Genomic DNA, 17,067 nt, shown 5'->3' on the forward strand with positions numbered 1-17,067 from the left:
GACGAACCGAGGTCGGCCGCCACGACCCTCGCTCTCCCTCGGTATGGCGCCCAAGCGCCTACCCTGGGCGGGTCGGCCTGTGGCGGCCTGGGCGTACTTTGCTACATACAAGGGCGGGGGAGAGGGGGCGCCCAGCTTCCCTATGATGCGGGGATGGACTCCGCCCACGCCGCCCTCGATCCCGTCGCTGCCGATGTGAACGCCTCGCCCGAGGTCGTCCCGCTCGCGGCGGCGTCACCGCTCAAACATCCGATGCAGACGCGCTTCGCGGCCGTGACCGGCGCCGGATCCGGCATTGGCCGCGCCGCGGCGTGCGCGCTGATGCAGGCGGGCTGGCAGGTCGCGCTGCTGGGCCGCCGCGAGGACGCGCTGCGCGAGACCGCCGCCATCTCCCCCGACCGTGCCCTGGTGCTGCCCACCGACGTCGCCGACGAGGCGCAGGTGGCCGCCGCGTTCGCCGAGATCGAACGCCGCTGGAGCCGGCTGGACTTCCTGTTCAACAACGCCGGCCGTGGCGCGCCCGCGATGGACATCGACGAGCTGAGCGTCGAGACCTGGCGCGCTGTCGTCGACGTGAACCTGACCGGCAGTTTCCTGTGCGCGCGAGCCGCGTTCGGGCTGATGAAGCGGCAGTCGCCGCGCGGCGGTCGCATCGTCAACAACGGCTCGATCTCGGCGCACGCGCCGCGGCCGGGCTCGATCGCATACACGGCGACCAAGCATGCGATCACCGGTCTGACGAAGACGCTGGCGCTCGATGGCCGCAAGCACGACATCGCGGCGGGCCAGCTCGACATCGGCAACGCGGAGACCGATCTCACCGAACGCTTCAAGCATGGCGTGGCGCAAGCGCACGGCGGCACGATGGTCGAGCCGGTGATGGACGTCGATCACGCGGCGAGCGCGCTGCTCTACATGGCGGAGCTGCCCTTGTCGGCCAACGTGCCGTTCCTGACGGTGATGGCCACGAAGATGCCTTACATCGGCCGAGGCTGATGACGGCTTCGACTCCGACGCACTTGAAATTGCTTGATCGCCCCGACTTGAAAGCCTGATGAACGCCTTGTCCGCTCTCTTCTCGATCGCTGCCCGCCTGGTGCTGGCGGTGGCTTCGCTGGTGCTGTTCCTGGCGCTGCTCGCCGCGGGGCTGGTGATTTTCGGCGTGGTGCTGCTGTGGAGCTTGATCCGCGGCCGCAAGCCGACGCTGCACACGGCGACCTTCCAGCGCGCGGCGCAGTTCCGATCCCAGGCGTTCCGCGCCGGCGGCATGGGCGCGGCGGGACGCGCGCCGCGAGGCGAGGTGATCGATGCCGAGGTCCGCGAAGTGCCGGACGCGACGCCGGCCGATCCTCGGTTGGAGCGCTGATGCGATCAGCGCTCAGGGCAGAGTGCCGCCGGCGCTGAAATAGTCGCGCCCGAAAGATAGTCGCGCCCCGAAAGCATTCACTCGGTGGATTGAACTGGCGGCGGTAGCACGCTGACCGGAACGTGCGCGCGCTTGGGTAGCGTGACAATCAATGCTTGAGCATTTGGAGCGTTCATCGCAGCACTCACATCAAAATAGACGTCTCCCCCGCCAGCCCGACGGAAATCCCCGAGGGTCATGGAGACCAATTCACGATCGCCGCGTTTGGCATAGCCCGCGATTTGCCGCAAGGCCTGTGAGCCATACATCACGTTGACAACAGGCGTTCCCAAGTTGTGAGCCTTCATATCAACCGGCATGTGCGTGGGAATATTCCCGTATCCACTATAGCCGGCCATCATTGTGTGGTATGAATTCTCACGCACCACATTATGGTTGGCGATCATCGCGTGCGACTCGGGATTCCCAGACAGCGCGCCGTTCTTGATCCACTTCTTCTCGGTGACTCGATAGAGCACAGAATCATCGGTCAGACGCAGATTTCGAACAGGATCGTGCTCGCGCAGGAATACTTCGCGGGCCGCGTCCGGAAGGGTATCCACCGACGTATACATCTTCCCGCCAATGGAAACCCTCGGCGCGTGGGCGGTTGAGCTGGTACTGGCGCGGGAACGCAACCCGGCCAATTGACCTGTTCCTTCCAACGTGCCGGAAGGCGTGGCCGTACCAATGGCTGTGCCGGTCTGCGAAGACGGCGACGACGACGTATGGCGGGTCACATTTCCGCCGCCGCCACCAAAACATACATTACCCATGAATGATCCGATCCGAAATTGATCTTCGGATCGTGCATCGAATCCAATTCCGCTCGGTTGTACAGGCGAAGAATGAGATTCAGAAGCGAAGGCTGGCAATCTGCATGACGTCGTCACCGGCCCAAACTTGCGAGCAGGGGCGGATTCAGTACTTCGGCGGCGCGCTGAGCTCTTCCCAGAGCTCGTCGTAGATCCGATAGCGCGACGGGCTGATGCGCCCGGCCTCGACCGCCGTCAGCACCGCGCAGCCTGGCTCGTGCCGGTGGCTGCAGTTATGGAACCGGCACTCGCCCAGATACGGCTTGAAATCCGGCATGTAACTCGCCAGATCCGGCGCGGCAATTTGTCGCAGTCCAAATTCCTGGAACCCCGGCGAGTCGATCAGCGCATCCTCCCGCGCTGCATCCATCCAGTACCACTGTGTCGTCGTCGTCGTATGACGGCCCGAATTCAACGCCTGCGAAATCTCCCCGACCTGCGCCTGCGCATCCGGCACCAGCAGGTTGATCAGCGTGCTCTTGCCCGTGCCGCTCGGCCCCAGCACCAGCGTCGACTGCCCGTGCAGCAGCGGGCGCAGCGTCTCCCGCGACTCCTGCGCGCGGCCTTTCAGACTCAGCTCCAGCACCCTCTGACCCATCGCCTTGTACGGCGCCAACCGCGCCCGCGCCGCATCGGCGCCCGGCAGGTCGGTCTTGTTCAGCACGATGTCAGCCGCGATCCCCGCGCTCTGCGCCGCGATCAGCGCCCGCGTCAACTGCGACTCCGAGAACTGCGGCTCCACCGCCACCAGTACCAGCAGCCGGTCCAGGTTGGCCGCGAAACTCTTGGTCTTCCACTCGTCCTGCCGGAACAGCAGGTTGCGCCGCGGCTCGACCTTCTCGATCACGCCCTCGTGATCGCTGCTGCGCTGCCAGCGCACCCGGTCCCCGACGACGCAATCGCTCTTCTTCCCTCGCGTCAGGCAGTGCACCCGCGTGCCGTCCTGGTCCTCGACGACGTAGTGCCGGCCATGCCCGCGCACCACCAATCCGATCTGCGCGGTCTTGCTCATGCCGGACGTCCCGTCGGCGCGCCCAGCGCGGCGATCGCCGCCAGGCGCTCGCTGGCCGGCGGATGCGAGTAGTAGAAACGCGCGAACACCGGGTCCGGCGTCAGCGTGCCGGCGTTGTCCTCATGCAGCTTGAGCAGCGCATTCGACAGGTCCGCGCCGCTGGCCTGCGCGCAGGCGTAGGCGTCGGCCTCGAACTCGTGCTTGCGCGACCAGAACGACATCAGCGGCGTCAGGAAGAACGAGAACGGCGGCAGCGCCAGCATGATCAGCAGCAGCGCCAGCGCGTCGTTGGGCGCGTCCAGGCTCGGACGCACGCCCAGGCCCAGGTAGAAGCCCGCCTGGCCGCTCAGCCAGCCCAGCAGCGCGAAGCCCGCCAGGCTCAGCGCGAACATCAGCGCCATGCGCTGCGGCACGTGCCGGCGCTTGAAGTGACCGAGCTCGTGCGCCAGCACCGCCTCGACCTCCGGCGGATTCAAGCGCGCCAGCAGCGTGTCGAAGAACACCACCCGCTTGGCCGCGCCCAGGCCGGTGAAGTACGCGTTGCCATGCGCCGAGCGGCGGCTGCCGTCCATCACGAACAGGCCCTTGGCCGCGAAGCCGCAGCGCGCCATCAGCGCCTGCACGCGCTCGCGCAGCACGGCGTCCTCCAGCGGCTGGAACTTGTTGAACAGCGGCGCGATGACCGTGGGATAGAGCACCAGCATCAGCAGGTTGAAGCCCATCCACGCGCCCCAGGCCCACAGCCACCACGTGGCGCCGGCCTTGGCCATCAGCCACAGGATCAGCGCCGCGATCGGCAGGCCCAGCAGCGCTCCCAGCGCCAGGCCCTTCAGCCCGTCGGCGATGAAGAGCTTGAGCGTCGTGCGGTTGAAGCCGAAACGCTCCTCCAGCCGGAAGGTGTTGTAGAGCGACCAGGGCAGGTCCAGCAGGCTCGAGATCAGCGCGAACGCCGTCAGCAGACCGAGCTGGTAGCCCATGTCGCCCAGTTCGGCGCGCCACGACAGCACCCCTTGGTTCAGCAGGTCCAGCCCGCCGAGCAGCGTCCAGCCCATCACCAGCGCGGTGTCCCAGGCCAGGTGCAGCGTGCCGAAACGGCCACGCGCGACGGTGTAGTCGGCCGCCTTCTGGTGCGCCGTCAGCGGCACCGTGCCGGCGAAGGCCGCGGGCACCGCGCCGCGATGCCGCGCCACATGGCGCATCTGCCGCGACGACAGCCAGAGCTTGAACAGGAAGGACAGGATCACCGCCGCGACGAAGACGGCGGTGAGCATCAGCGGGGAGTGACTCAGCGCCGAAGGCGCCGGGGCGGCGGCGAGCGCCGCGGGTGAGATCTGCATGGGCTCGAAGTGTAGGTCCCCGGGCAGGCCGTCCGTTGAACCGCCGCGAGCCCCCGGCGGCGGCGCATCCCGTTCAGAGGCCGGCCAGCGTCTGCGCCGGCGCCACGCCGCGCGCGGGCCAGTCACGGCCGATCACGAGGCGCACATCGCCGCGCAGTCCCGCCTGCTCGCGCAGCTCCGAGGGCGTGTCCGGTGGCATCGCCCGCGCGACGCAGCGCGCGGCCTCGGCCTGGCCGGCGCCATAGTCCACGCGTGTCCGTACGACGTCGTAGGCCGGCTGGTTGGTCAGGCGCGCGCGCGGCAGGCCGCGTCGCGTCAGCCAGCCGTCCACCCGCGCCGCCAGGCCGGTCGCGCCCATGCCATTGCTGACCTCGAGCCGCTTCGGGCGCTCGCACGCGCTCGGTGGCGGCGCCGTGTCGCCGGGCGAGCCCATGGCCGCGATCGTCGCGGCGGTCGTGACCGTCGCCAGCGCACTCTCCGGGACACGCGCCGTGGGAATCGTGGCCGTGTCGAGCTCCGGCAGTGGCGACAAGGCGACCTCCGTCGCCGGCCGCGCGGCGGCGAGCCGCGACATCGCTTCCTCGCGGTTCGCGCGCGCCATCGCGTGCGAGGGATCGAGCTTCAACGCCTCGTCGAGCGCCGCGAGCGCCGGCGCCGGTTCGTCCTTCAGCAGCAGCACGTAGGCGAGGTTGTTGTGAGCGCGAGCGCGCTGCGGCGCGAGCGCCACCGCATGGCGCAGCGCGGCCTCGGCCTCGTCGATCCGGCCCGCCGACGCGAGCGCGCGCCCCAGTCCGTCCCACGCGGCCTCGGACGCCGCGTCGCGCTGCGCCGCCTTGCGATAGGACTGCGCCGCCCGCGCCCAGTCGCGCGAGCCCTCGAAGTAGCGGCCCGCGGCGAGGTAGGCCTCGACCGCCTGCGGCGTGTCGTCGATGCGGTACACCGGCGCGATCTGGTAGCCGCGCGGCGGCGCCTCGGACGGCCACAGCGCGCAGCCCGCCAGCGTCAATGCCGACGCCGCCGAGCCGAGCGCGACCGCCCGACGCACCCGGCCAGCGCGCGCGTCCCGTCGCCGCGCGGCAGACGCCACCGCCTCGTGCGGCGCGCCAAGACCGTGCGCGGGATCCAGATCGAGTGCGACATCGACGCCATCGCGGGCGCCGGGGACGTCACTGGCGAAATCGGGGCTGGCGCCGTCGAACGCCGGGGCGGGCAGGGCGGACGCAGGCGACGGAAATCGGCTTTGCACACGCATGACTCCTCCTCAGTTGCCGGCCATCGTGGGCAGCAGGACGCGGTAGATCTGGATCATGGCCGGGCCCATCAGCACGACCATCAGCGAGGGAAAGATGCAGAAGATCAGCGGGAACAGCAGCTTCAGCGCGATCTTGGCGGCGGCCTCCTCGGCGCGCTGGCGGCGCCGGGTGCGCAGCATCTCCGCATGGATGCGCAGCGACGCGGCGATGCTGGTGCCGAAGCGCTCGGCCTGGCTGATCATCGTGACGAAGCCGTCCACCTCCTCGACACCGGTGCGTATCGCCAGGTTGCGCAGCGCACGCTCGCGGTCCGAGCCAGCGCGCAGCTCCAGGTTCACCAGCCGCATCTCATCGGCCAGCGCCGGACTCTTGAGCTGCAGGTCATCGGCCACGCGCAGCATCGCCGCCTCGGTCCCCAGGCCCGCCTCCATGCACACCGTCATCAGGTCCAGCGCATCGGGGAAGGACTCGAAGATGTCGCGCTGGCGCAGCGTCACCAGCCGGTTCAGCACCACGTTGGGCCCGTAGTAGCCCACCGACGCCAGCACCAGCAGCAGGAGCATCAGCGGCGCGCCGCGCGGCAGATCGCCGCCGGTGGACATCAGCGCGAAGCCCGCCAGCGGCAGTCCCAGCGTCAGCAGCGTCTTCAGGCCGAAGAAGGCGGTGCCCGCGATCGGGCTGCGGATGCCGGCGTGCACGAAGCGCAGCCGGATGCTGGACTTCTCGAAGCCTTCCTCCGGCATCGACAGCCGGCTGATCGGCCGCGTCAGGTCGGCCACCACCTGCATCAGCCGGTCGCCGGACGGCGCCCGCGCCGGGTCGCCGCCCTCGATCGCGCGCAGCCGCTGCCGCGCCGGATCCGGCTTGAGCAGCGCGCCTACGCCCAGCACCGCCGTCACGACGACCACGAACACCAGCGCCAGCACCATCCATTGCATCGGGGACATGTCGGGGACTCCTTGGCGGCGGCCGCGTGGGAAGGGCTTGGGGACGTTGAGCAGCGGGGCGTGGCAGCGGCGCGTCGGCGATGCGCGTCAGACGCGGATGCGGATGATGCGGCGCATCCAGAAGATGCCTGCGGCCATCATGGCCAGCGACACGCCCACCATGCGCAGGCCCATCGGATCGGTCCACAGCACCGCCATGAATTCGGGATTCACGATGTTCACCACCAGGCCCACGCCGAAGGGCAGCGCCGTCAGGATCAGCGCCGACAGCCGGCCCTCGGCGGACAGCGTGCGGATCTCGCCGAGCAGGCGCAAGCGCTCGCGCACCAGCGCCGCGATCTTGTCGAGCAGCTCGGCCAGGTTGCCGCCGGATTCGCGCTGGATCATCACCGCCACGACGAAGTAGCTGACGTCGGCGATCGGCACCCGCTCGGCCAGGTGGGCCAGCGCGTCGTTGGCCGGCACGCCGTAGTTGATCTCGTCGAACAGCACCCGGAAGTCGCGGCCCAGCGGCGCGGGCATCTCCTCGGCCACCATGCGGATCGCCGACGGGAAGGCATGGCCGGCGCGCATCGCGCGGCCCATCAGGTCGAGCGCCTCGGGGAACTGGCGCTCGATGCGCGCGATGCGGTCCGCCGCGCGCGAGGCCACGCGCCACCACGGCAGCGCGCCCAGCGCCAGCGCCGCGCCCAGCCCCACCACCATCGGCTTGCCCAGCAGCGGCGGCAGCAGCAGCCCGCAGGCGGCCAGCGCGATCGAGAGCAGCAGCAACTCCGCCACCGACGCCGTCACCGCCGCCGCGCCGGTCAGCCGGCGCAGCCTGCGGCCCGGGCCGGTGAGCGCGATGAGCGCGTTCAGGCGCGGCAGCCGCTCGGGCGCCATCGTGCGCTCGATGCTGGCCGCGCCAGCGGGCACGTCGCCCGACAGCGCCGCCAGCCGCGCCTTGATGCGCCGCGCCTGCGCGCTATGGCGCGAAGCCCACAGGATGTACAGCCCCTCCAGGGCGAGCAGCACCGCCAGGAAGGCGACACCGGCGAACAGGATCAGGCTGACGTCCATGACGGCGCTCCTCAGATCTCCACGCGCATCGGCGTGAACAGCGTCTGCGGCAGGTCGATGCCGCGCGCGCACAGGCGGTCCCAGCAGCGCGGCCGCACGCCCGTGGCGCTGAAGTAGCCCTGCACCGCGCCATTGGCGCCCACGCCGGTCTGCTTGAAGGAGAAGATCTCCTGCAGCGTGACCGTGTCGCCCTCCATGCCGGTCACCTCCTGGATGCTGGTCAGCTTGCGCGTGCCGTCGGACAGCCGGTTCGCCTGCACGATGACACCGATCGCCGAGGCGATCTGCGCCCGCGCGGCCTTGGCCGGCAGGTCCACGCCGGCCATCGCGATCATGCTTTCCAGCCGCGCCAGCGCGTCGCGCGGCGTGTTGGCGTGCACCGTCGTCATCGAGCCCTCGTGGCCCGTGTTCATCGCCTGCAGCATGTCCAGCGCCTCGGCGCCGCGGGTCTCGCCCAGGATGATGCGGTCCGGCCGCATCCGCAGCGCGTTGCGCACCAGCGCGCGCTGCGCCACCTCGCCGCGGCCCTCGATGTTGGGCGGCCGCGTCTCCAGCCGCACCACGTGCGGCTGCTGCAGCTGCAGCTCGGCCGCGTCCTCGATGGTCACGATGCGCTCGCTGTGCGGAATCGCGCCGCTGAGGATGTTCAGCAGCGTCGTCTTGCCCGAGCCCGTGCCGCCCGAGATCAGGATGTTGGCCCGCGCCTGCGACAGCGCCGCCAGGAAGCGCGCCATCTCCGCCGACATGGACTTGAACTCGATCAGGTTCTCCGCCTTCAGCGGCACCGCGGCGAAGCGCCGGATCGAGAGGATGGGACCGTCGATGGCCAGCGGGGGAATGATCGCGTTCACGCGCGAGCCGTCGGGCAGCCGCGCGTCGACCATGGGGCTGGCCTCGTCGACGCGCCGGCCGATGCGCGACACGATCTTGTCGATGATCTTGAGCAGGTGGTCATCGTCGGCGAAGCGCACGTCGGTCAGCTCGAGCCGGCCGCGCCGCTCCACGTAGACCTGCGCATGGGTGTTGACCAGGATGTCCGACACCGTCGGATCGGCCAGCAGCGGCTCGATCGGGCCGAAGCCCAGCATCTCGTACTGGATGTCGCGCACCAGCGCGCGGCGCTCGGCGGCGTTGAGGACCAGGTTCTCCTCGAACAGCAGCCGCTCCACCATCTGCCGCAGCTCGTCGCGCAGCGCGTCGGTGCCCAGGCCGTCCATGGCCTCCAGGTCCAGCCGCCCCAGCAGCAACTGGTGGATGCGCGTCTTGGTCGCCTGGTAGGCCTGGGTCGGCGCGGCGGCCGTCTCCTCGGGCGCGCCGTCGGCGGGCGCGAAGCCCGGCAGCGCGGCGCCCAGCCGCTCGCGCAGCGTCATGGTCATGTCCTTCATGCGGATGCTCCCCGGAACAGGCCCGACAACCAGCGCCGCTGCGGCGCCGGCGCTTGCGGCGCGATCTCGGCGGCCAGCTCGCGCAGCGCGCGGGCGATGCTGCTGGCGGGCGCGATGCTGTCCACCGGCACGCCCTGGTTGACCGCCGCGGCGACGGCCTCGTAGTGGTTGGGCAGCGTCAGCGGCTCGTCGATGGCCAGCGTGCGGCGCAGGTCCTCGAGGCTGAACTGGCTGTCCTTCTGATAGCGGTTGACGATCCAGCGCACCTTGTCCGCCGGATAGTCGAGCGAGCGGAACACCTCGCGCAGCCGCTTGCCATCGCGGATGAAGGGCAGCGTCAGCTGCAGCACCGCGAACAGGCGGTCGGCTTCGTCCAGCACCGCCAGCGTGGCCGCGCTCAGCGAACGGCCGACATCGACGACGACGAAGTCGAAGCCCTCGCGCGCCTGGCGCAGGATGGCCTGCACCTGCGCGGGCGTGACGTCGGCCGCATGCGCCGGATCCTCCGGCGCGGCCAGCACCCACAGGCCCGGGCCGGCCTCGGTCATCGCCGACTGCAGCAGGTCGGCGTCCAGCCGCGCGATGTTGCGCGCGACATCGGCCACATGGCTGGGCGGCGTCTGGTTGCCCAGGAACAGCGCGGCGTCGCCGAACTGCAGGTTCATGTCGATCAGCGCGACGCGGCGGCGTCCGCCGGCGGCCAGCAGGTGCGCCAGGTTGGCCGCGACGAAGGTCGCGCCGCTGCCGCCCTTGCAGGACAGCAACGCCAGCAGCTCGCCATGGCGCGCCGGCTGGGCGGCGATCGCGGCGCCCGCGCCGCGCTTGCGCTGCAGCCGGCGCAGCGCGGCCAGCACGGTCTCGCCGGCGGCCGGCGCGGGCAGTACCTCGCGCACGCCGGCGCGCATCGCGCGCATCAGGAAGTCGGGCGAGAGGTCGGGCGCGACCAGCACCACGTCCACCTCCGGATGCGCGCCGGCGAGCCGCTCCAGCGCGAGGAAGTCCTCGGCCGCCGCGCATTCGGCCAGCAGCAGGTCGGGCCGGCTGCCGTTGACGATGGCGTTGACCTCGCGCAGCGGCCGCTCCAGCGCGGCCACCGAGAAGGCGGGCTCGGCACGCAGCGCCTCGGTCCAGGCGAAGGCATGCGCGGGGTCGGCCGTGACGATCTTGACTTTCACTGGCACACCTCGTTGGCGGCGCTGTTCATGTACTCCTTGCGCAGCGTCGTGGCGAACGCGGGCAGGGTCAGGCTCAGCGGGACAAAGGGAATCATCGTGCGGTGCGTGTAGCCGCTCAGCGCGACCTGCACCGCCTTGCAGTCCGCCGGCGTGCAGGTGTTGGCGGCACTGGGCGGGTTCAGGTAGCTCACCGTGATGTTGGACGAGCTCAGCGTCGGCAGGCGCGAGATCATCCGCGTCTTGATGTGGCTGTCGTTCATGTCGCAGACCACGGCCAGGCGCGCACCGTAGCGCGTGGCCTCGACGGCGGCGTTCCAGGTCCACAGCAGCCGGCCCATCTCGATCACGCCCAGCACCAGGGTGCTGAGCAGGCCGCAGACCAGCGCGAACTCGACGGCCGCGACGCCACGCATGCGAGCGCGCACGCGCGGCCGCGACATCGATGCGCAGCGGAGATGGCGGTTCATAGCTGCGCCCTCATCGTCACGGCGATGGTGTTGAAGTTCATGTCCGGGATGACGAACTTGACCACCGACCGGTAGGGATAGTTCTGGATGCTCGCGGACACCAGGTTGACGGTGCCGCTGCCGGTCAGCTGGTTGGCGTGCGTCGACGGGCACAGCGACGCGTCGCAGATCGCGACCATCGCCGTCGTCAGGCCCGGCGCGAGCACGCTGCCGCTGCAGTCGGTGGTGCCGTAGACCGCGAGGCAGCGCGCCTCGGCGGCGATGGTGGTGTCACCCGGTCCGTGCTGCGAGAGGTGGCGGGCGGCGTCGCGCACCGACTTGTCGAGCATGTTGTAGCTGAACACCGCGCGGCCCAGTTCGCTGGCGCCGAAGACGAGCAGCAGCAGCGGCGACATCAGCAGCGCGAGCTCGACCGCCGCGACGCCGCGCAGGGCGCGGCGGCCGGCCGCGTTGCGGGAGCGGGGCGGGACGGCGGTGAAGGCGCGGGCGGCGCTCATGGCGTCCTCACTGCACCAGCGCCGGGACCATCGGTCCGATGCTGGCGGAATCGCCCGCCACGCCGGAGGAGGCGCAAGGGCTGCCGGTGGCGCTCGACAGGCCGATGTACTCCATCTTCAGCGTGTCGTTGGGGTTGTCGATCGGCTGCAGCATCAGCATGCAGCCCCAGCCCAGCACGGTGGTGGTGTGCGTGCCGCCGGTGAGCGCGGCGCAATCGATGATGGGGGCGATCACCAAGCGGCGGTCGGCGCCGTACTGGACATGCTGGGCGGTGGTGGTGGTCGGGTTGTAGGCATTGCTGATCGTCAGGCCGGTGACGGCGTTGCCCGCCGCGACGCTGCTGCCATAGGGCGAGTGCGTGCCGCGCTTGGCGATGAAGTCCGGCAGCGCGTTGGCGCCACTGGGCCAGTTGGTGGTGGTGTAGCCGTAGCCGGTGAAGTCCGGCGGCGCGTTGGTGACGTTGGTCGAGCCCGTCTGGTAGAGGCCGAAGCGCGTGTTCCAGGCCTTGGCCGCGGCATTGCCCATGTTGCCGGGCGCACCCACCGGCGAGCTCACGTTCAGCGAGCACATGCCGTTGCCGGTGAGCAGGCCCGCGAGCTCGCTCTCGCCGCCATTGGGCGGGCTGAAGTCGATCCAGTTCCAGTTGCCGCCGCCGTCCTTGAAGCGGCCGGTGACCCAGCTGCCTGGCGTCAGGCCGAAGGGCGGCGAGGCGCCCGCGCCGGCGCCGGCCTGGCGGCACACGCCCAGCGGCACCGCGCAGTTGCTCTGTGCTGGCGTCAGCGTGGCGGTGGCGATGGCCGCGACCGACTGCGCGCCGAAGCCCATCACCTGCATGAAATAGGGCGAGAAGCCGCCGCGCTGCAGCGTGCAGCGCACGTACTTCGATGACGCGGCGGCAGCGCCCGCGGTGCTCCACAGGCTGCCCGCCGCGAGCGAGCTGCCGAAGCCGACGGTGATGTCGCTGTCGGCGATGGCCGCGCCCTGGAAACCGACGCGGTTCTGCTTGGCGATCGCGCGGCCGGCGGCCTCGGCGCGCGGAAAGGCCGCGGCCGGGATCGACGGCGCGCCGGTCAACTCGTAGCTGGCCGCGAGCGCGCAGGCATCGGCGGTGTTCTGCAGCTCGGTCTTCGCGAGGTAGAGCCGGCCGCCATCGATCGCCAGGCCGAGGAAACCCACCATCACCGTCAGCAGCAGCGCCACGACGATCGCCACCACGCCGCGCTCGCGGCGCGCGGGCGCCGCGACACGCCGCCCGGCGCGCGAGGCGCCCGAGACGCGCGGCGTGCCCGGGACGCGCGTGGACGGTGCGATCGGCACGATCGTCGCGACGGTGATGGGCGCGCGCGGGGACATGGCGTCGGTTCCGGCTCAGCGATCCGCGGCGCCCGCGCCGACGCCGATGTTGATGACGTTGCTGGGCGGGGGCGCCTTGTAGCTGTCGACCACGCGCACGCCGGCCTGGCGCGTCAGGCGGCCATCGGCTTTGGTGCCCAGCGACGCGTTGCGCGAGGGCGCGGCCGGATCGAGCACCTGCTGCGCCATCAGCGCGCGGCTGGCGTCGCCGAAGTCGCGGTCCATGGCTGGCGTCGTGGTCGCGGCGCAGCCGCACAGCAGCGCCGCGGCCGCCGCGCAGAGCGGGAGGATGACGGGGGTCTTCATGATCACTCCTTGTCGAATCCGCCGCGGGCGGGCGGGGCGTTCTTCGCGGGCGCCGGCGCCGGGCCCGCAGGGTCGGCGTCGGCCGCGGGCTTCGTGCCTTCCATGCGGCCCTGCAGGATCAGGTCGCCGCGCGTGGGCGGCACGTAGTTGTCGGTGGGCAGCCGGTAGCCGGGCGGCAGCGGCTGCACCAGCCGCGGCGTGATGACGAAGACCAGCTCCGAGCGGTCGGTCTGGAACTGCGTGCTGCGGAACAGCGCGCCCACCACCGGCAGCTCGCCCAGGAAGGGGAAGGCCTTGATGTTGGTGGTCGTGTTGTTCTTGATCAGCCCGCCGATGGCGAAGCTCTGGCCGTCCATCAGCTGCACCGTGGTCTCGGCCTTGCGCGACGTGAACGAGGGCAGCACCGAGTTCAGCGAGCCGGCCGTGATCTGCACGCCGGAGGCGTTGAGCTCCGACACCTCCGGGCGCACGCGCAGGTGGATGCGGCCGCCGCCCAGCACCGTCGGCGTGAACTTCACCGAGACGCCGAATTCCTTCTCCTCCAGCGTCACCGTGCTGCCGCCGATGCTGCCGCTGTTCTGCACCACCGGGATCAGGATCTTGCCGCCGGCCAGGAAGCTGCCGGTCTGGCCGCTGATGGCCATCACGGTCGGCTCGGCCAGCACCTTCACCAGGCCGTCGGTCTTCTGCATGTTGAGCGCCGCGTTGGTGGCGCTGCGGCCGGGCACGGTGCCGTAGGTGGTGGTGTAGGTCGGGCGGCCGAAGGCGTCGTAGGTGACTGTGACGTTGCCGCCGCTGATGCCGGGCAGCGGCACCTGGCCGCCGACCACCGCGTCGACCGAGCTGAAGGGCACGTTCTTCGGCCCCGTGCCGGTGATCTGGCCGATCACGCCGGCCGAGCCGCCGAAGATGCCGCCCAGGAAGCGCACCATCGAGCCGTCGCCCGGCGCGTAGGCGCGCGAGAAGTCGATGCCGAAGGCGTCCAGCAGCGACTTGGAGATCTCCGCCACCTTGACCTCCAGCATCACCTGCTGCGGCGCGCCGACCTGCACCATGTTGACCACGCGCGCGCCGGCTTCCTTGCCGTCACCGCGCACGAAGGCGGTGGCCAGATCGATGGCGCGCGTCATCGCCTCGGTGTCCGAGACCTCGCCCGAGAGCACGACGGAATCGAAGGCGGCGCTGACGCGCAGGTTGCGCTCGGCCGGCAGCAGCTGCTGCAGCACGGCCTGCAGCGCCGCGGTGTCCATGCCCACGACCACGTCGAAGGCGGTGCAGGTGCCGGCGCGGTCCAGCATCACGACGTTGGTCGAGCCGATCGCCTTGCCCAGCAGATAGATCTCGGTCGGCGCGAGCAGCAGCACGTCGACTTCGCCGACGCCGGGGCGCGTGTCCTGGGTCTGCGCGGCGCCCTTGGCATTGGCGTCGTCCTTCTTGCCATTGCTGCCGTTGGTTTCGGCGGGACGCGCGGCGCGGGTGTTCTCCGGGTTGCCGAGCAGGATGCGCGTCACCGGCTGGGCCGGCCGCAGCACCGTCGACTTGCCCACCGGCACCGTGACCGCCGGGGCGGTCTCGACGCGCGAGCACATCGCCGCGCCGGATCCCGTGGAAGCGGCGCGGGCCGCGGCGGCCGTCGCGGTGACCGGCGCGGTGGTGGGACCGGGCGCGCCGAAGCAGGCGGCCGGCGACAGCAGGATCGCCAGGGCCGTCAGCCCGGCGAGCGGCGCCGAGACGGGGATCAGGAGCGGGGACGTGGGCATGGGCGGTCTCCGGTGAGGCGGGCGTGGCGCGGTCGGGGGGCGGTCGGGAGCGGTCAGGGGCGGTGCGGTCAGAAGCACTCGGTGACCTTGTCCAGGCCGCGGATCAGTTCGACGCAGCCGGTGCGCGCGACGGCGGCGACTGGCACGGCGGCGGGCGCGGCGGCGCGGCGCGTCGCGGGACGGGGCGCGGCCGGCGCGGGCGGCGGCGCGGCGGGCTCCGCGCGCGCGGCCATGCCGAGCAGCGCCGCCTTGGTCGCGCCCAGGCCGGCATTGGCGGCCTTGGGATCGGTCTGGTTGCGCAGCACCAGCGAGAGGTTGCCCACGCTGCGCGCCAGGTCCAGCAGCTCGGCCTCGTCGGGCGTGACTTCGAGCGTCACCGCGTTGACGACCTTGGGGCGGGTCGTATCGCGGTCGGCCTCCTGCGCGACGGCCAGCACCAGGATGCGCTCGAGCACGATCTTGGAGATCGAGTGGTCGCGGTCGTTGCGCGCCGCACCCTCGTCCTGCGTGTTGACCATCACGTCGACATAGGTGCCGGGCAGCGCGAAGCCGGCGACGCCGACCACGTCGTTGACCCGCACCGTCATCGCGCGCTTGCCGGTGGGCACCACCGCGGACAGGCCGCCCTTGGTGCCGACCGGCGCCAGCCGCGCCTCGGTCAGCGGCTCGCCGCGCTGCATCGACACCAGCACCACGCGGCCTTCCAGCGCCGCCGGGTCTTCGAAGGCGCCGGCGGGCACGCTGCCCTGCGGCCAGTCGGCCATGCGCACCATCTCGCGCGAGATGCGGCCGCCGAGCTCGATGTCGGCGTTGGCGATCGCGATGCGGCCCTGGTTGCCGCTCTGGCCCTGCATCCAGCGCGCGGCCATGACGACCGCGGCCAGGCCGGCGATCGCGGCGATGAAGAGCATCAACAGACCTCGTGACCTCATGGCTGCCTCCTGGACGGCTCGGCGGTGGCGGAAGAAGAAGCGGCGGGCGTGTCGCCGAAGTGGGTGCGCCAGGCCCAGTCGAGCAGGCCGGCGTCGAGCGAGGGCTCGACCTCGAGATAGCGCGCGCGGCTGGCCACCAGGCGCAGCAGGTCGCGCGGATGGCAGGCCAGCAGCGAGCGGCCGTGGCGCTGGTGCAGGCCGTCGATCAGGTGCACCAGGCCGAAGGCGTCGTAGGGCACGCCCTCGTCGGCGCAGGCGGCTTCGAAGATGCGGCCGTAGGACGCGGCGTCCACCGGGCCGACCTCGATCTTGTGGCCGATGCGGCGCAGGAAGGCGTCGTCCAGGTCGCGCGGCGACAGGTTGGACGAGAACACCAGCATCATCTCGAAGGGCACGGTGAAGCGCGCGCCCTGGCGCAGCGTCAGATGGTCGTGGCGGCGCTCCATGGGCACGATCCAGCGGTTCATCAGCTCGCGCGGCGTGACGCGCTGGCGGCCCAGGTCGTCGACGATGAACAGGCCGTTGTTGGCCTTCAGGTGCGGCGGCGCCTCGTAGTAGCCGGCGCGCGGATCGAAGCCCAGGTCCAGCATCTCCAGCGTCAGCTCGCCGCCGCAGGCGACGACGGGGCGTTCGCACAGCACCCAGCGGGCATCGGGCCGGTGGCGGCTGTCCAGGCCGCCGCGGTTGGCCGCGGGGCCGTCCAGCGGCTGGTGGACCAGCGGGTCGAAGACGCGGATCACCTCGTCCTGCACGCTGATCGCGTACGGCACCGCGACCGGGCCGGGCAGCAGTCGCGACAGGCTGCGCGCGATGTAGGTCTTGCCCGAGCCGGCCGGCCCGTGCAGCAGCATCGGCCGGTGCGCGTTCATCGCGGTGCCGAGGCGGTCGACCAGCTCGTCGGCCAACACCAGCCCGGCGAAGGCCTCGCGCGCGATGCGCAGCGTGACCGGATGCAGCGACGCGGCCTGCGCCGCGACGCGCTCGGCATAGAGCTCGGCCGGCACCGGCGCTGGCCCGATGTAGGCGCTGCGCGAGCACGCATCCAGCGCGCGGGCGCGGCCGGCGAGGGTCAGGTCGTACTCGACGTCGGCCTCGTGGGCGCCGCGGCGCGCCACTTCGAGCAGGCCGTCGCGGCGCATCGCCTGGCACAGCGCCTCGACGATCACGCCGCCCAGGCACAGCCGCGCGCCCAGCTCGACCAGCCGGCCGGTCGCGCCCTGCAGCAGCGTCTTGGCCAGCAGGTCGGTGAGGAAGGCCGGCGACAGGCCGGTCTCCTCGACCGTGCGCGGCGCGGCGGGCAGCGCGCCGGCGGACGGCGCGGTCCGCGGGGCCGGGGCGTGGGGGAATTGAAGCAGGGACATGG

At 71.3% G+C, this 17,067-nt stretch carries 17 protein-coding genes; 2 read left to right on the forward strand and 15 right to left on the reverse strand.

Going from position 1 to position 17,067, the window contains the following annotated elements:
• The first annotated feature begins 252 nt into the window (after positions 1-252).
• Both ABDW61_RS11880 and ABDW61_RS11885 read left to right on the forward strand, forming a co-directional pair.
• Entirely contained in the window at positions 253-996 is a 744-nt protein-coding gene (locus ABDW61_RS11880; protein WP_343639148.1) for an SDR family oxidoreductase, read from the forward strand.
• Positions 997-1,054: 58 nt separating this feature from the next.
• On the forward strand, positions 1,055-1,366 hold the full coding sequence (locus ABDW61_RS11885; RefSeq protein ID WP_343638874.1) for a hypothetical protein: 312 nt from the start codon (positions 1,055-1,057) through the stop codon (positions 1,364-1,366).
• Positions 1,367-1,443: 77 nt separating this feature from the next.
• On the opposite strand, the gene ABDW61_RS11890 is transcribed toward ABDW61_RS11885, so the two are convergent.
• The 15 genes from ABDW61_RS11890 to ABDW61_RS11960 form a co-directional block, all read right to left on the reverse strand.
• On the reverse strand, positions 1,444-2,181 hold the full coding sequence (locus tag ABDW61_RS11890; RefSeq protein ID WP_343638876.1) for an AvrPphF family type III effector: 738 nt from the start codon (positions 2,179-2,181) through the stop codon (positions 1,444-1,446).
• A gap of 145 nt (positions 2,182-2,326) precedes the next feature.
• Positions 2,327-3,232 carry a ribosome small subunit-dependent GTPase A gene (gene rsgA, locus ABDW61_RS11895; protein ID WP_343638877.1) on the reverse strand — a complete coding sequence of 302 codons (906 nt, stop codon included), beginning with the start codon at positions 3,230-3,232 and terminating at the stop codon, positions 2,327-2,329.
• Positions 3,229-4,503: a M48 family metallopeptidase gene (locus ABDW61_RS11900; protein WP_343639150.1), complete on the reverse strand. Its 1,275-nt coding sequence runs from the start codon at positions 4,501-4,503 to the stop codon at positions 3,229-3,231. The genes rsgA and ABDW61_RS11900 overlap by 4 nt, the downstream gene beginning before the upstream one ends.
• A 139-nt stretch (positions 4,504-4,642) precedes the next feature.
• Positions 4,643-5,821, reverse strand: coding sequence for a LytR C-terminal domain-containing protein (locus ABDW61_RS11905; RefSeq protein WP_343638878.1), 1,179 nt, complete (start codon positions 5,819-5,821; stop codon positions 4,643-4,645).
• Between the two features lie 9 nt (positions 5,822-5,830).
• Complete coding sequence (locus tag ABDW61_RS11910) at positions 5,831-6,769, reverse strand: type II secretion system F family protein (protein WP_343638879.1); 939 nt, start codon at positions 6,767-6,769, stop codon at positions 5,831-5,833.
• 87 nt (positions 6,770-6,856) lie between these two features.
• Entirely contained in the window at positions 6,857-7,828 is a 972-nt protein-coding gene (locus ABDW61_RS11915) for a type II secretion system F family protein (RefSeq protein WP_343638881.1), read from the reverse strand.
• A gap of 11 nt (positions 7,829-7,839) precedes the next feature.
• A complete protein-coding gene (locus ABDW61_RS11920) occupies positions 7,840-9,213 on the reverse strand; it encodes a CpaF family protein (RefSeq protein ID WP_343638883.1) in 1,374 nt (457 codons plus the stop codon).
• Positions 9,210-10,388 (reverse strand): AAA family ATPase, encoded by a 1,179-nt coding sequence (locus ABDW61_RS11925; RefSeq protein ID WP_343638885.1) that lies wholly within the window; start codon positions 10,386-10,388, stop codon positions 9,210-9,212. The genes ABDW61_RS11920 and ABDW61_RS11925 overlap by 4 nt, the downstream gene beginning before the upstream one ends.
• The gene (locus tag ABDW61_RS11930; RefSeq protein ID WP_343638887.1) at positions 10,385-10,855 is read right to left on the reverse strand and encodes a TadE/TadG family type IV pilus assembly protein; all 471 of its coding nucleotides are present in this window, start codon (positions 10,853-10,855) and stop codon (positions 10,385-10,387) included. Before ABDW61_RS11930 ends, ABDW61_RS11925 begins: the two co-directional genes overlap by 4 nt.
• Positions 10,852-11,352: a TadE/TadG family type IV pilus assembly protein gene (locus tag ABDW61_RS11935; RefSeq protein ID WP_343638889.1), complete on the reverse strand. Its 501-nt coding sequence runs from the start codon at positions 11,350-11,352 to the stop codon at positions 10,852-10,854. The genes ABDW61_RS11930 and ABDW61_RS11935 overlap by 4 nt, the downstream gene beginning before the upstream one ends.
• A 7-nt stretch (positions 11,353-11,359) precedes the next feature.
• Entirely contained in the window at positions 11,360-12,706 is a 1,347-nt protein-coding gene (locus ABDW61_RS11940; RefSeq protein ID WP_343638891.1) for a Tad domain-containing protein, read from the reverse strand.
• A gap of 15 nt (positions 12,707-12,721) precedes the next feature.
• Complete coding sequence (locus tag ABDW61_RS11945) at positions 12,722-13,012, reverse strand: hypothetical protein (RefSeq protein ID WP_343638893.1); 291 nt, start codon at positions 13,010-13,012, stop codon at positions 12,722-12,724.
• Between the two features lie 2 nt (positions 13,013-13,014).
• The gene (locus ABDW61_RS11950; RefSeq protein WP_343638894.1) at positions 13,015-14,772 is read right to left on the reverse strand and encodes a type II and III secretion system protein family protein; all 1,758 of its coding nucleotides are present in this window, start codon (positions 14,770-14,772) and stop codon (positions 13,015-13,017) included.
• 68 nt (positions 14,773-14,840) lie between these two features.
• Positions 14,841-15,704, reverse strand: coding sequence for a Flp pilus assembly protein CpaB (gene cpaB / locus ABDW61_RS11955; protein WP_343638895.1), 864 nt, complete (start codon positions 15,702-15,704; stop codon positions 14,841-14,843).
• Entirely contained in the window at positions 15,701-17,065 is a 1,365-nt protein-coding gene (locus ABDW61_RS11960) for an ATP-binding protein (protein ID WP_343638896.1), read from the reverse strand. The genes cpaB and ABDW61_RS11960 overlap by 4 nt, the downstream gene beginning before the upstream one ends.
• Between the last annotated feature and the right edge of the window lie 2 nt (positions 17,066-17,067).

Source organism: Roseateles sp., assembly GCF_039595595.1.
Lineage (GTDB): Bacteria > Pseudomonadota > Gammaproteobacteria > Burkholderiales > Burkholderiaceae_C > Roseateles.